General features: G+C 62.2%; 14 protein-coding genes. 9 read left to right on the top strand and 5 right to left on the bottom strand.

Annotation, left to right across the window (positions count from 1 at the left end; genetic code table 11):
- The first annotated feature begins 29 nt into the window (after window positions 1-29).
- The 4 genes from IP85_RS06965 to IP85_RS06950 all read left to right on the top strand — a co-directional run bounded on the left by IP85_RS06965 (window position 30) and on the right by IP85_RS06950 (window position 3,614).
- Window positions 30-440, top strand: a complete 411-nt coding sequence (locus tag IP85_RS06965) for an RT0821/Lpp0805 family surface protein (protein ID WP_054148935.1) — start codon at window positions 30-32, stop codon at window positions 438-440.
- 223 nt (window positions 441-663) lie between these two features.
- Window positions 664-1,935 (top strand): DnaJ domain-containing protein, encoded by a 1,272-nt coding sequence (locus IP85_RS06960; protein ID WP_054148992.1) that lies wholly within the window; start codon window positions 664-666, stop codon window positions 1,933-1,935.
- A gap of 253 nt (window positions 1,936-2,188) precedes the next feature.
- Window positions 2,189-3,007, top strand: a complete 819-nt coding sequence (gene fabI / locus IP85_RS06955) for an enoyl-ACP reductase FabI (protein ID WP_054148934.1) — start codon at window positions 2,189-2,191, stop codon at window positions 3,005-3,007.
- Between the two features lie 16 nt (window positions 3,008-3,023).
- Window positions 3,024-3,614 carry a histidine phosphatase family protein gene (locus IP85_RS06950; RefSeq protein ID WP_054148991.1) on the top strand — a complete coding sequence of 197 codons (591 nt, stop codon included), beginning with the start codon at window positions 3,024-3,026 and terminating at the stop codon, window positions 3,612-3,614.
- A gap of 39 nt (window positions 3,615-3,653) precedes the next feature.
- Here the strand turns inward: IP85_RS06950 and IP85_RS06945 are convergent, their stop codons facing one another.
- Window positions 3,654-3,914, bottom strand: coding sequence for a DUF1344 domain-containing protein (locus IP85_RS06945; protein WP_054148933.1), 261 nt, complete (start codon window positions 3,912-3,914; stop codon window positions 3,654-3,656).
- 290 nt (window positions 3,915-4,204) lie between these two features.
- On the opposite strand from IP85_RS06945, the gene IP85_RS06940 reads away from it, so the two are divergent.
- From IP85_RS06940 to ribB, 3 genes are all read left to right on the top strand, one after another.
- A complete protein-coding gene (locus IP85_RS06940; protein WP_054148932.1) occupies window positions 4,205-7,258 on the top strand; it encodes a GGDEF domain-containing phosphodiesterase in 3,054 nt (1,017 codons plus the stop codon).
- A gap of 175 nt (window positions 7,259-7,433) precedes the next feature.
- The gene (gene aroC / locus IP85_RS06935; RefSeq protein ID WP_054148931.1) at window positions 7,434-8,528 is read left to right on the top strand and encodes a chorismate synthase; all 1,095 of its coding nucleotides are present in this window, start codon (window positions 7,434-7,436) and stop codon (window positions 8,526-8,528) included.
- Between the two features lie 11 nt (window positions 8,529-8,539).
- On the top strand, window positions 8,540-9,640 hold the full coding sequence (gene ribB / locus IP85_RS06930) for a 3,4-dihydroxy-2-butanone-4-phosphate synthase (protein ID WP_054148930.1): 1,101 nt from the start codon (window positions 8,540-8,542) through the stop codon (window positions 9,638-9,640).
- Between the two features lie 124 nt (window positions 9,641-9,764).
- Here the strand turns inward: ribB and IP85_RS06925 are convergent, their stop codons facing one another.
- The 4 genes from IP85_RS06925 to IP85_RS06910 all read right to left on the bottom strand — a co-directional run bounded on the left by IP85_RS06925 (window position 9,765) and on the right by IP85_RS06910 (window position 12,653).
- Window positions 9,765-10,442 carry an RES family NAD+ phosphorylase gene (locus tag IP85_RS06925; RefSeq protein WP_245280817.1) on the bottom strand — a complete coding sequence of 226 codons (678 nt, stop codon included), beginning with the start codon at window positions 10,440-10,442 and terminating at the stop codon, window positions 9,765-9,767.
- 22 nt (window positions 10,443-10,464) lie between these two features.
- The gene (locus tag IP85_RS06920; protein WP_054148928.1) at window positions 10,465-10,899 is read right to left on the bottom strand and encodes an antitoxin Xre-like helix-turn-helix domain-containing protein; all 435 of its coding nucleotides are present in this window, start codon (window positions 10,897-10,899) and stop codon (window positions 10,465-10,467) included.
- Between the two features lie 120 nt (window positions 10,900-11,019).
- Window positions 11,020-11,436 carry a GNAT family N-acetyltransferase gene (locus tag IP85_RS06915; RefSeq protein WP_082347607.1) on the bottom strand — a complete coding sequence of 139 codons (417 nt, stop codon included), beginning with the start codon at window positions 11,434-11,436 and terminating at the stop codon, window positions 11,020-11,022.
- 29 nt (window positions 11,437-11,465) lie between these two features.
- Window positions 11,466-12,653 (bottom strand): winged helix-turn-helix domain-containing protein, encoded by a 1,188-nt coding sequence (locus tag IP85_RS06910; RefSeq protein WP_054148927.1) that lies wholly within the window; start codon window positions 12,651-12,653, stop codon window positions 11,466-11,468.
- A gap of 173 nt (window positions 12,654-12,826) precedes the next feature.
- Here IP85_RS06910 and IP85_RS06905 point away from each other — a divergent pair, with 173 nt between their 5' ends.
- Both IP85_RS06905 and IP85_RS06900 read left to right on the top strand, forming a co-directional pair.
- Complete coding sequence (locus tag IP85_RS06905; protein ID WP_054148926.1) at window positions 12,827-13,507, top strand: ABC transporter ATP-binding protein; 681 nt, start codon at window positions 12,827-12,829, stop codon at window positions 13,505-13,507.
- The gene (locus tag IP85_RS06900) at window positions 13,501-14,106 is read left to right on the top strand and encodes an energy-coupling factor transporter transmembrane protein EcfT (protein ID WP_082347606.1); all 606 of its coding nucleotides are present in this window, start codon (window positions 13,501-13,503) and stop codon (window positions 14,104-14,106) included. The genes IP85_RS06905 and IP85_RS06900 overlap by 7 nt, the downstream gene beginning before the upstream one ends.
- Window positions 14,107-14,121: the final 15 nt, after the last annotated feature.

Below are 14,121 nucleotides of genomic sequence, written 5' to 3'. Positions count from 1 at the left end.
AATCGGTCGAGCGGACAAAGGGTTGGTGCATGCGTAGAAGCTCGATCTTGCTCATCATCACTGCGACACTTCCGCTCAGCGGTTGCTTCGGCAGCAGCATGGACCTGTTCGGCTCGGATACGGTCGACAGTTCGATCTCCACATCGACTGTCGTGAAGAGTGGCAACCCCACGAGCCGCTCCGACGAACTCACCGTGCAAAGCGCTGTTTCGTCCGCGGATCTGTCCAAGACCGAGGGCAAGCCGCTTCCCTGGGCTAATGCGACGACCGGCAGTGCCGGTGTCGTGACCGCCATCCAGGAAGAGAAAGGTGACGGCGTCATCTGCCGCAACTTCTCGACAACCCGACATTCCTATGAAGGAATCGCCTACTTCTCCGGCAAGACGTGCACATCCGGCACCGGCAACTGGCAGCTGTTGAGCTTCGACCGCCGATCGTAAACGGCGGATCGATTTCGGTCGCATTCGAAAGACTTGCTTAAGCAAACCGGAAGAATGAGGTCGCCTGCCTGCCTTCGGCTAACCTTCGATTAGCATATGGCATGCGACGGTTCCCCAGACTGTAGCGTCCGGATCTGCATGAATTCGGCAGGGCGGCATGTAAGTTTTACGGATGGGGCCCGATGAACGGACCTTTTCCGCCTGAGGTGTGTTGGTGTCCTCGATGCGAGATTTTTATTCGATCCTTGGCGTGAAACGCGATGCCGGCTCTGACGAGATCAAGGCAGCATGGCGCACGAAGGCGAAATCCGTACATCCGGACAAGAACCGTGACGATCCGCAGGCCCACAACCGGTTTGCCGAGATCGGCCGCGCCTACGAAGTGCTAAAGGATCCGGCCAAGCGGAGCCGGTACGATCAACAGCGCATGAAGGTGGAAGCCTTGGAACGCGAACAGACGATCATGCAGCAGCGCCAGGCAGCGCGCGAGGCGGCGGAAAAAGCCAAGCAGGCCAAGATAAATGCCGAGCGCGTGCTTGAGGAGCTGGCGCGCGCCGAGGCGGAGAAAGCCAAGGCGGATGCGACCCAGGCAGCCCAGGCCGCCAAGGCGAAGGCTGCAAAGGAACAGGCCGCCGAGGCAAAGACCAAAGCCCAGGCCGAATCCGGTGCGAAGGATGCAGCCGCAGAAACGGCTTCTGCGACCGGCACCGACAAGACTTCGACTGCTGGTGCAAGCGCTGGCCCCAAATCGGGTCCGAGCGCTACCGTCGGCGGCACGGCTTCAGGCCCGGAGGAAACCGCTTCACGCATTTTCGGCGACAGCCCGGAGGCGGCCGCAGCCGCTGAAAGCCTGCGCCGCGAGCAGGAAGCCGCAGGGCTTCAAGAGGGCATTCCCCTGAAGCCGGCGGCATCGCCCCTGCTGGCGCCGATCGAGCTCTTCAGTTCGCTGGTGCGTCGCCTGCGCGGCGCCCCGCCGCCGCTGCCGGAAAAGGCACCCGATATCTTTGCGGATGCCGTGGTCGCGATTGCCGATCTGCTCGAGCAGAAATCCGTGTCGATCACCCTGAACGACGGGCGCGAAGTGCGCGTGCCGCTCAACGGAGTGACCGAGGGCCATGTCGTGCGCCTCAAGGGTCAGGGGCTGAAGTTCCAGGGCCTGCAGCGCGGCGATGTCGCCGTGACGATCAAGGTGCTGCGCGCCGATCGCTTCGCGGTCGACCAGTTCGATATCCGCACCGTGTTGCCGATCACACTCGAAAACGCCGTGCTGGGCTGCGAGACCCAGGTCGAAGGACCTGACGGGACCATGGTGCCCGTCACGGTGCCCGCCTGGTCGAACTCCGATCAGGTCATCCGAATCGACGACCTCGGCCTTCCCAACGCCGAAGACGGCCGTGGCGCGCTTGTCGTCGAACTGCGCGTGATGCTCTGGGAAAAGCCGGACGAGAAGGTCACCGACCTGATGCGGCTGATGCGCGAGGGGCTCTATATCTGAGCCCCTTCGGTCCCGGTGACGGGTCTTCAGGTTTCGACCTCCTATTGTGCACAGCATTTTCGGCGAGCCTGTCGTTTGGGCCCGGCGGCAATTGTTGCGCTTCAGCCCTGCAAATTTCCGCCTGCTAAATGAGTGATTTCTGACGTTGTGATGGATGTCGGGGCCGTGTCCCGTCGATCTGAGCCTGCAATCTTGAACCCCGGATCGGCCTATGCCATAGGCAACTCCACCGAACGTCTTAAAGGGTCTCGATATGGTTCAGGGTTCCGGCCTTATGGCAGGCAAGCGCGGCGTCATCATGGGTGTCGCCAACAATCGCTCCATCGCTTGGGGCATCGCGAAGGCCTGTCGTGACCAGGGTGCCGAGATTGCCCTCACATGGCAGGGCGATGCGCTGAAGAAGCGTGTCGAGCCGCTCGCACAGGAACTGGATGCCTTTCTTGCCGGCGACTGCGACGTGACCAATCTCGAAAGCATCGACGCCGTCTTCAGCAATATCGAAGCCAAGTGGGGCAAGATCGACTTCGTCGTGCATGCCATCGCCTTTTCCGACAAGGACGAGCTGACGGGACGCTACATCGAGACGACGCGCGACAACTTCGCCCGGACGATGGATATCTCGGTTTATTCCTTCACCGCCGTTGCGGCGCGTGCCGAGAAGATCATGAATGACGGCGGTTCGCTTCTGACGCTCACCTATTACGGCGCCGAAAAGGTCATGCCGCACTACAACGTCATGGGTGTGGCGAAGGCCGCACTCGAAGCGTCCGTGCGCTATCTCGCCGTCGACATGGGTGGCCGCGGCATCCGCGTCAACGCGATCTCGGCCGGCCCGATCAAGACGCTTGCAGCTTCCGGCATCGGTGATTTCCGCTATATCCTCAAGTGGAACGAGTATCATTCGCCGCTGAAGCGCAACGTCACGACCGACGAAGTCGGCAAGTCGGGCATGTATCTCTTGTCCGACCTCTCGACCGGCGTTTCCGGCGAAGTGCATCATGTCGACTGCGGTTATCACACGGTCGGCATGAAGTCGGTCGATGCGCCCGACATCGTTCTCGGCAAAGACTGAATTCGGAGACTGCGCCGTGCTCATCTACATGATCCGTCACGGCCAGACCGATTGGAATGCCGAGGGCCGGATGCAAGGCCAGAAGGATATCGGCCTCAACGACACCGGCCGCCAGCAGGCAAGCGAAAACGGGCGCAAGCTCGCCCAGATCCTCGGCGGCCGCGCCGGGGATTTCGACTTTGTGAGCTCCCCGCTCGGACGCACGCGCGACACCATGGAACGGGTGCGCACAGCCATGGGCCTTCCCCCTGCCGACTACCGGCTCGACGAGCGGCTGAAGGAGCTTTCCTTCGGCGATTGGGAAGGCTCGACCCTGCCGGAACTGGCAGAGGTATCGCCAGAGCGGGTCGAGGAACGGGCGCGCCAGAAATGGGGCTTCATTCCGCCCGGCGACGATGCGGAAAGCTATGAGATCCTGTCCTGGCGGATCGGCGCCTGGCTGACCTCTGTCGAACGGCCGACCGTCTGCGTCAGCCATGGTGGCGTTATCCGCAGCTGCTTCCGGCTGATTGGCAATGTCAGTGAGGACGAGGCCTGCGAGATGAACATTCCGCAGGATCGGATCCTGAAAATCGATCGCGACCGAAAATTGATAGACTGGATCTGAGATCGACCGTGCCGCCCTCTTCGGGCGGCCCCGCGCTTGCTACTGCAGCAGTTCCAGATCGTCGACGACCCGCTTGCCGTCCACTTCCGTGTAGAAGACGAGAACCTTCTGGCCCGGTTCGAGACCCTCGAAGTTGAATTCTGAGGGAACGGCATAGGTCTTGCCGTCATCGAGAACGAGGTTCATTCCATCGATGTTCACATCACGAATGGTGGCTTCCACATCGGCGCTGCCGGCATAGACGCTGACCGGCGACAGGAAGCCTGCGGTGGCGAGAAGCAGGGATATAACGACACGCATGCAAACCACCCTCGACCAAATCACTGCTGAAACCGACTGCAAACTAGCCTCCTGAATGTGGCGGAATTCGCCCCTGACAAACTCATTTCGGGGGATAGTGGACCCGAAGGGCAACCGGGATCAAGCGCGTTCGCCGCTGTCCCCCGACAATCTGTGGGCTCGTGCTCTGGCTCAAGGACCATGTGCGCCCCCTAAACAGCGAAACGATAAAAAAACCTGCCCCTGCCGAAATCCTAAATTAACCGCAGAGCCATAGGCTTAGCGCAATCGGGATCAGGGGAAGCATACACTTGCGCAAGTTGACGATGGACGCGCGTGCCGACAGGCGACTGAGCAACGGCATGCTCTGGCTGATCGGCGCGGCTGTGCTGAGCGTGCTCATCGTGTCCGCAGGACTGATGATCGACCGCCAGACCGCGCTTACCGAACGCGGGCGCATCGAGCACGGGATCCTGGATCGCCTGCTGCGTGTGCAGTCCGACATCGAGACTCATCTGGATCAAGACATCAACATTGCTCTTTCCCTAGCGGACGACATCGCCGACGACGGCCTGCTTTCTCCGTTGGAGTTCAATCGGACGGTCAATCGCCTGATCACCGACAACCCGCAGCTTGACAGCATTCGCCTCGCCCCACTCGACGATCCCGCTCGCATGGCCTTTACGCCGAAGGTCACAAGGGATTCGCGGACCATCAGCGTCGACATCCCGGTCCCGCCTGTCTCATGGCAGTCCAGTACGGCATGGATTTCACTGGTCGTCGACATCGACGCTGGCCGCTTCTTCGACCATCACGGACTGCTGACCGAGGTTGACGTGCCAGACCATGAAGGGCATGACCACACCAAGGTCGCCATCGTCATGCCATCCGCCGATGGCACCGATGAAGTCTTCGGTGACGAGACGATTTTCGATGACAACCCGATCAGCACCGCGTCTGTCGGCGGGCGTCTGGGCTACAATCTCTATGGCGTACCAGCCGATGGCTGGGATGCGGCAATGAACAGGCTGCTACCGAGCCGCCTTCTGGTCCTGGCCGGCGTCATCGCGATGACGAGTTCCGTGCTGCTCGCCCTCTTCCTGCTGCGCGAGCGCAACCTGAACATCAAGCGTCTGAGAGCGCGCGAACAGCGGCTTGTCGAACTGTCGCAGCGTTTTCAACTCGCACTGGAAACCTCCAATATCGGCATCTGGGAGATCGACGCCTCGACCCATGCGCTCATTTGGGACAGCCGCAGCGCCGGCCTGCATGGCCTACCCAACAGCCTGACCGACGAAGAAGACCGCCTGGCAGACTGGTTCGCCTGTCTGCATGCCGACGATATCGGTCGCGCCGAACAATTCTATTTCGATTCCGTTGTGGCCGCGACCGCCGACCAATGGGACATCAGCTACCGCGTTCCGCTCTCCGACGACAGTTTCCGCTATCTGCGTTCAGTTGGCGCCCGCACCAGCGATGGCAGCATCACCGGTATCGTCTGCGACGTGACGACCGATACGCTGGTCACCCAGTCGCTGAGCCGCGCGAAGGAAAACAGCGACATCAAGAACGCCGAGCTGGAGCTTGCCCTTGAGGAACTCTCAAGCCGCGAGCACCAGCTGGCGGAAGCCTCGCAGCGTCTGGATCTGGCACTCGGCTCATACAATTGCGGCACCTGGGAAGGCGATCCCGTTACGAAGAGCGCCATCTGGGACGAGCGCATGCACCAGCTCTACGGCATACCGTTCAGCGACAAGCCCGTTGCCGAACATGTCTGGCTGTCACGCCTTCATCCGGACGACCGCGGCGAGATCCAGCTCGCCACAAAGCGGGCGGTCACGCTCGACCAGATCATCAACACGACACAGAGAGTGGTGTTGCAGAATGGCGAAATTCGCTACATCCGCTCGGTCGGCCAGCCGCATATCGGGCGCGACGGCAAGAAGAAGCTGATCGGCATTGCCTTCGACGTGACCGCCGACGCGCTGCTTGCCGAACAACTGCGCAATGCCAAGGCGGAAGCCGACATGCGCAACATCGAGCTGGAGCTCGCCAAGAACCGCATCGAGTTCAACGCCCTGCACGACCCGCTGACATCGCTCGCGAACCGCCGTAAGCTCGACCTCGAACTCGACACGCTGGCACGCAATGGCAACCGCCAATCGTCGAAGTTCGCGATCCTGCATCTCGACCTCGACCGCTTCAAGGAAATCAACGACACACTCGGCCATGCGGCTGGTGATGCCATGCTGGTGCATGCCTCCCGCATCCTGATGAAACACGTGCCGCGCGGCGATCTCGTCGCCCGCATCGGCGGCGATGAATTCGTGGTGCTGGCACGGCGGCAGACTTCGGTCGACGAGCTGGCGACGCTCGCCAACAAGATCATCGACGAGATGCGCCAGCCGCTTGACTTCGAAGGCTTCGATTGCCGCTGCGGCGTCTCGATCGGAGTTGCGCAATCCCAGGGCGCGGCACCCGACCCGCGCAAGGTGCTGATCAACGCCGATATCGCGCTGTACCAGGCCAAGGAAAAGGGCCGGAACTGCTACGAGTTCTTCACCCCGGACCTGCAGGCCAACATCGTCGCCAAGAAACGCATGGCCGACGACATGCTGGCCGGTCTCGACCGCGACGAATTCATCGTCTGGTACCAGCCGCAATTCGAGGCCTCCAGCATGCAGCTCTGTGGCGCCGAAGCCCTGATCCGCTGGCGCCATCCGGACCGCGGCATCCTCGCCTCCGGCAACTTCCTGAAGGTCGCCGAAGACCTGAACGTGATGGCACGCATCGACGAACTGGTGCTGCAGACGGCACTCAAGGACCAGATGCGCTGGACGGCGCTCGGCATGCAGGTACCGCGCATTTCGGTCAACGTCTCCTCCAAGCGCCTGCATGACGACAACCTGATCGACCAGTTGAAGGGCCTTTCGATCACGCCCGGTTCGATCTGTTTCGAACTGGTGGAGTCGATCTTCCTCGACGATAGCGACACGTTCGCCTCCGAGAATATCGAGAGGATCAAGGCGCTCGGCATCGACATCGAAATCGACGATTTCGGAACCGGCCATACCTCGATCGTATCGCTCCTGAAGCTCAAGCCAAAGCGGCTGAAGATCGACCGCCAGCTGGTCATGCCGGTCACGGTCCAGCCGCAGGAACGAAGCCTGGTGCGCAATATCGTCGAGATTGCCCGCTCGCTCGGCATCGAGACAGTTGCCGAAGGCGTCGAAACCCATGAACATGCCGGCATTCTGCGCCAGCTCGGCTGCGACTACCTGCAGGGTTACGCCTTCGCCAAACCGCTCTCGTTTGAGGATTTCACCCGCTTCGTCGACCGCCTGCCACAGCGCAAGGCGTCTTGAGCCGGCGCACGGCCGGATCACAGACGCCTCGGTGACACTGTGTCGTCGCAAATCGGCGGCGCGCGGCGCAAAAGCGCTTCACAGAAATTGTCAATTTGCTCTATGAGTGACGCCATCCAAGGCAGGGCCCGCCGGAAGACGTTCCGGCGGACGAGAATGGGACGGTAGCATACGCATGTCACACAATACCTTCGGTCACCTCTTCCGCGTCACCACCTGGGGCGAAAGCCACGGGCCGGCGCTTGGCGCTGTTGTCGACGGCTGCCCTCCGGGTGTCCGCTTTGCCCAGGAGGATCTGCAGGTCTTCATGGACAAGCGCAAGCCCGGCCAGTCGCGCTTCGTCACCCAGCGGCGCGAAGACGACATCGTCAAGGTGCTCTCCGGCGTCATGCCGCAGGAAGACGGCACGATGATCACGACGGGCACGCCGGTCTCGCTGTTCATCGAGAATACCGACCAGCGCTCCAAGGATTACGGCGAGATCGCCAAGCGTTATCGCCCCGGCCATGCCGACTATACCTATGATCTGAAATACGGGATCCGCGACTATCGTGGCGGCGGACGCTCTTCCGCTCGCGAGACGGCCGCCCGCGTGGCAGCCGGTGCGCTGGCCCGGCTTGCCATACCCGGCGTCACCATTCGTGGCGCGCTGGTGCAGATCGGCACGCACAAGATCAACCGCGAGAACTGGGACTGGGCGCAGGTCGACCAAAACCCGTTCTTCTGCCCTGATGCCGCGATGGTTCCCGTCTTCGAGGAGTATCTCGACGGCATTCGCAAGGCAGGCTCCTCTGTCGGTGCCGTGATCGAAGTGGTAGCCGAAGGCGTGCCGGCCGGCATCGGCGCACCCGTCTATGGCAAGCTCGACCAGGAGATCGCAGCCGGCCTCATGTCGATCAATGCGGTGAAGGGCGTCGAGGTCGGAAACGGCTTCCAGGCCGCCGAAATCACCGGTGAGGAGAACGCCGACGAGATGCGGATCGGGGCGGACGGCAAGCCCGTATTCCTGTCGAACCATGCCGGCGGCGTGCTCGGCGGTATTTCGACCGGTGAGCCGATCGTTGCGCGCTTCGCCATCAAGCCGACTTCATCGATCCTGACCGAGAAGCGCTCCATTGATGCCGATGGCAACGAAGTCGATGTGCGCACCAAGGGTCGCCATGACCCTTGCGTCGGTATCCGGGCCGTGCCTGTCGGCGAGGCCATGCTCGCCTGCATCCTTCTCGACCATATTTTGAGAGACCGCGGCCAGAACGGCCGGACCAGATAAGGACTTGCCCCATGAGCTATGACCAGAAGCGCGTCGTCGAGGCGATCCGCGCCTTTGAAGCCGGCGAGATCGTCGTCGTCACCGACGATGACGGCCGCGAGAACGAAGGGGACTTGATTGTTGCGGCCGTTCACTGCACCGCCGACAAGATGGCCTTCATCGTGCGCCACACCTCGGGCATCGTCTGTACGCCGATGCCGAAGGAAGAGGCCAAGCGCCTGAACCTCTCGGCGATGGTGGCGGAGAACGACAGCGCGCATACCACGGCCTTCACCGTCTCCGTCGACTTCAAGCACGGCACGACAACCGGCATTTCGGCAGACGACCGGACGCTGACGGTGCGGAATCTAGCCAACCCGAATGTCGGCCCTTCAGATTTCGTTCGCCCCGGGCACATCTTCCCGCTGGTCGCTCGCGAAGGCGGGGTTCTGATGCGCTCGGGTCATACCGAAGCCGCCGTCGACCTTTGCAAGCTTGCGGGCCTGCCACCGATCGGCGTCATCTGCGAACTCGTCAATGACGACGGCACCGTGACGCGTGGCCAGCAGGTTGCCGATTTTGCCGTGAAGCATGGCTTGAAGCAGGTGTCGGTCGCCGACCTCATCGCCTATCGCCAGCGCAAGGAGACGCTGATCCAGCTGGTCTCCAAGTTCGATCTGCAGACGCCCTATGGCGCGGCCAAGGCCTATGCCTATTCCCTGCCCTGGGACCCGATGCAGCATCTCGCCGTCGTCTTCGGCGACATCCGGGACGGCGAGGACATTCCGGTTCGCCTGCATCTCGAGCATGTCGGCCAGGATGTCTTCGGCACCAACCGGCAGGTCGATGGCATCATGAAGCGGATCGCCGACAAGGGCCGCGGCGTGATCGTCTATCTGCGCGAGGGGTCCGTCGGTGTGGGTGTCTCCACCACCGCACGCAGCGGCAAGCATGACCGCGAAGATCATTCGGAAGCCCAGGCACGCGAAAGCGAATGGCTGGAAATCGGGCTCGGCGCGCAGATCCTGAAGGACCTCGGCGTCACCTCGATCCGGCTCTTCTCGTCGCGCGAGCGCCACTATGTCGGGCTCGAAGGTTTTGGCATCAAGATTTCGGCGACGGAGATCGTCTGAGGGCCTTCCCTCTCGATTGATGCGATGTGGCGGCTGACAGCCGCCTGATCACCCCACCCCGGACCTTCGGTCCGACCCTCCCCCTCAAGGGGAGGGTGGAGTGACCCGAGTGCCGCCGAAAAGCTCACAACCCGATCGGCCCCTCGATTACCGGCTCTGGCCTGCCTTTCCAGCTCAGCCGCCAGACGTCCCCCTGGCGCACCGACTGGACGGCAGCGGGCCGCAATATGGCAAAGCAGGTTCCGCTATCGTGGCGGACTGACGGGTAGACGATGCCGTTCAGCCCGGCGCGCCTGGCTTCGAGTGCCAGGCGGTTGCCCTCCGGGTAGCCGAGCGCCTTATCCAGCGAGAGCGCCGGATGATCGGGCAGCGTCCTCAGGTCGAGGAACTCTCCCGACGTGCTGCAGAGCATTTCCGCATAATCGGCCACCGCTTCATAGACGCCCGTTCGTGACAGGAATTCCGTCATGTGAAAGGCGATTTCGGCGAGGCAGGTGTCTACGCCGAGCGCCGCATACCAGGCACCCCGGGTCTCACCGTTGAAGCGATTGGGTTCACGCGGCTTGGCATAGGCGAAGCTAGCATTGATGAAATGCGCATGTGGCACGTCATAGACCAGCTCGTTGGCAGCCAGCCCGGAAATACCTGTTGACTGGGCCTGGATGCGGGTCGACGTGGCCGCCTCGATCTCGGCGAGTTCGGCGAGTTCATCGGCCGTATCGGCGAGTGGCGCGAGCACGGCTTGGCGCAAGCGTGCGGTGGAGACGAGACGCACGGTCCTTGGATAGGCGACAATGCTCACCGGAACGCCGGCGACCTCCAAGTCAGAGGCCCCCGCGCACGGCGTCGAGATAGCGGCGCACTTCGAGCATATGCGGGATCCCGCCTTCGATCATGGCGGCGACCGGCGTGCGGCGATCAAAGAGCGGCCCGGTATTTTCCAGCATCGGCCAGCGATCAGCCATGGCATCGACGAAGAGCAGATGCAGGGCCTTGTAGATGCCGGTCAGCGCCGAGATCCGGGTCATCTGGTCCTGGCTCAGGGTTTTCGTGACGCTCTCAGGCTTCAACCGTTCCCAGGTGCTGAGCGAGACCCCGAGCAAGGCCGCCGCCTGCTGGCTCGTCAGGTCCCAATGAATGACCAGGCGGCGAAAGGCTTTCAGCGCAGTCGTCGAAAGACGCTTGCGATCGGCTTCGATCGAGAAGCCCTGAGGCGGAGCGGCATCCGAGACGGCCTTGCGTTCGACGGCATGGAGCATAATCGACATCCTTCAAGTGACATATTGAATATGCGTCATTTGAAGGTTTTTTCAAGTGGACGGCAACACTGGGGCCAACAAAGTGGACATTGTGGAACGCCGGCGGCGGCTTGTCCTGCCTCAAACCACCCGCCGCGCCATGCCGACCGAACGCGGTGCAGTCTCGTCGAAGCCGAACTGGCTGTAGAGGCGGTTTGCCGGCACGTCGGCGATCAGGCTGACATAAGCCGTATTCGGCAGCGTGGCGATGAAGTCGGAGAGCGCCGCCATGATCCATTTCGCGAGCCCCCTGCCCTGATGCGCGGGCAGGATGGCGATGTCGGTCACCTGGAAGAAGCAGCCGCCATCGCCGATGATGCGGCCCATGCCCACAGTCTCGTCTCCCAGCATCAGGCTGACGCCAAAGATCGAGTTCGGCAGGCCATTTTCCGCAGCTTCGCGGGCAAACGGCGTGAGGCCGGCTTCAACGCGAAGACGCATGTAGTCGTCGACGGCGGGCACACGGGGTTCGATGCGGTAGGCGCTGTTGTCGGTCACGTCTGGTTTTCCTGTTGATTGTGTCTTGATCAGCCGAGCCAGCCGGGCTGCAGGCGCACGGTTTCCATGCCGGCAAAGCGGGCGATACGCTGGAGTTCGGCTTCCAGCTTATCGAGGCGACCGGCCGTCGGCTTCACGCCTGGCTCCAGCCAGAGGCGGCGGACATGGAGAAGACCTTCCCTGCGTTCCGCCTTCATGTCGATGCGACCGATCAGGCGGTCGCCCTCCAAGAGCGGAAAGACATAGTAACCGTATTGGCGCTTCGGCTCTGGCACGAAGACTTCGATGCGGTAGAAGAATCCGAAGAGGCGTTCCGTGCGATTGCGGTCGCGGATCAAGGGGTCGAAGGGCGAGAGCACGCGGATGCGGGCCGGCGGCTCGGGGGCGTCGAGAAGGGTCGAAACCTGATCAGCAAAAGCGAAGGAAGCGCGCGGCTTGCCGTCGACGGTTTCCAGTTGCAACTCCTGAAGTTCGTCGCGATGGGCGGCGACCCAGGCCTTGGCCTCGTCGGGAGTGACGATATCGAAAAAGGCGGCGATTTCGCCCGAGGTGGCGAAGCCGAGGCGGGTGAGAGCTGCCCGGCAGGCCCAGTCGACGAAGGTTTCGTGGTCGACTTCGGCGGTGTGGTGTTCGGTTGGGATCACGCGTTCGGAGAGGTCATAGACCTTCTGGAAACCCTCGCGGCGCGCAATCGACAGTTTGCCGGTATGCCACAGAAATTCCAGCGCCGTCTTCGAGGGATGCCAGTTCCACCAGCCACCGGACTTGTGGTCCTCGGCCTTCACGTCACGGGCCAGGACCGGACCGTGGTCACGGATGCGGGCATAGGTCTCATCGAAGGCCTGATCGAAGCCCTCCCCTCGCCACTTCGCCCAGTTCTGCCGGATGCGCTCTTCACGTCGGACGAAGCGGTGCTTCCAATAGGGGAAGAAGGCCGAGGGAATGACGGAGGCGTCATGCGTCCAGTGTTCGAAAAGCGAGCGATCCTTTTCGAGAAGATGCTGCAGATCTTTCGGCCGATAGGTCTGGTTGCGGGAGAACAGGATCTGGTGATGGGCGCGCTCGACCCACTGGATGCTGTCGACCTGGACGAAGCCGAGTTCGCGGATCAGGTCGTAGAGCCCCTGACGCCCGAGCGCCTTTGTCGGCGAGCGGGACAGTCCCTGCCGTTCCAGGAAGATTTTTCGCGCGAGCGTGTTGGGGACGGGAATCGACATGGCTTGAGGCTAGGGTATGTTCGCGGTTTGTTCAATGGGCGAAAACTTGTGGTAGTGGAGAGCTGCCGCGTCAGGTCGCGTCACGGTCGGCATGTTCTAAGACGTACTGGTCTCTGGCACCGTGATCTCTGTCGGTCTATAGGATCACGGACTGCCCTCGGAGAATCCCCGCCTTGCATATCCGTTTCGATCAGGCCGAATTGCGCTTCGGCGACCGCGTGGCTCTCTTGCCGCTGTCGCTGTCGCTCGTCGAGCCGCGCATCGGCGTGATCGGGCTTAATGGTTCCGGCAAGACGAGTTTCGCGCGGCTTATTGCGGGCCTCGCCAAGCCGACATCGGGCACGGTGACGCTGGACGGGCTCGATACCGTTACCGACGAAAAGGCGGCGCGGGCGAAGACGGGATTCATCTTCCAGAACCCGGGCCATCAGATCATTTTGCCGGTCATTCGCGAGGATATCGCACTCGGGCCGAAGGCGCGGGGGCTGGCCGCTCCCGAAGTGGATCGACTGGTGGATGAGGTCCTCGCCCGCTTCGGGATCGGTGATTTCGCGGCGAGACGTCCCCACGAGCTATCGGGCGGTGAGCTGCAGTTAGCGGCGCTTGCAGCGGTCTGCGTCAACAGGCCTGACGTCGTCATCTTCGACGAGCCGACCAATCAGCTTGATCTCAAGAACCGCGCCCGGGTGAAGTCGGCGATCGACGGGCTTGCCGAACAGGCCGTGGTCATCAGCCACGATCTCGACCTCGTCGCGGATTTCGGTCGCGTGCTGGTGTTCCATGACGGCGTGCTCGCCTTCGATGGCGCAGGCCAGGACTCCATCGCCCGCTACCGGGAGATCGCCGGATGCTGACGAGCCTGCATGTGGAGGGCCGGAGCCTTCTCCATCGCATCCCCGTCAAGCCAAAGCTTGTCGGGCTGATGGCTTTCGGGTTGGCGCTCTATCTTGTCGATCAACCGCTCGCCCTGACCCTGGCCCTGATTGCCACCGGCGCTCTCTATCTGTCGACCGGTGTCGGCCTGTCGGAAGGATCTCGGCGGCTGAAGCCCGTGCTCTTCACGATCGCCTTCCTCGCTGTGGTCAATCTCTTGCTGCTGTCGCCGCAAGAGGTCCTCGTGATCACGCTCAGGCTCGTTGCGATCCTGTTCCTCGCGGCTGCCGTGACCGCCTCCACCAGCATTGCCGACTTCATGGCCGCCGTCACCGATCTTGCCCGACCACTCGAGCGGCTCGGGCTACTCAAAGCCGCCGATCTCGGTCTCGCGCTCGGGCTGGTGCTGCGTTTCGTGCCGGAGATTGCCGGGCGTTACGAAGCGCTGAAAGAGGCACATGCGGCGCGCGGCATTCCGGTGAAGCTCTCGCGCATGCTCGGGCCCCTCATCATTTCGACGTTGAAGGATGCCGATCGGATCGCCGAAGCGATTGACGCCCGGGGGATTAGGGGTCAGTAAAAACCCCAGAAAGTT

It is taken from the genome of Rhizobium sp. AAP116 (genome assembly GCF_001295785.1).
Taxonomy (GTDB): Bacteria; Pseudomonadota; Alphaproteobacteria; order Rhizobiales; family Rhizobiaceae; genus Allorhizobium.
Note: the sequence above shows the minus strand (reverse complement) of the source record. Positions and strands in the feature narration are given on the sequence as shown.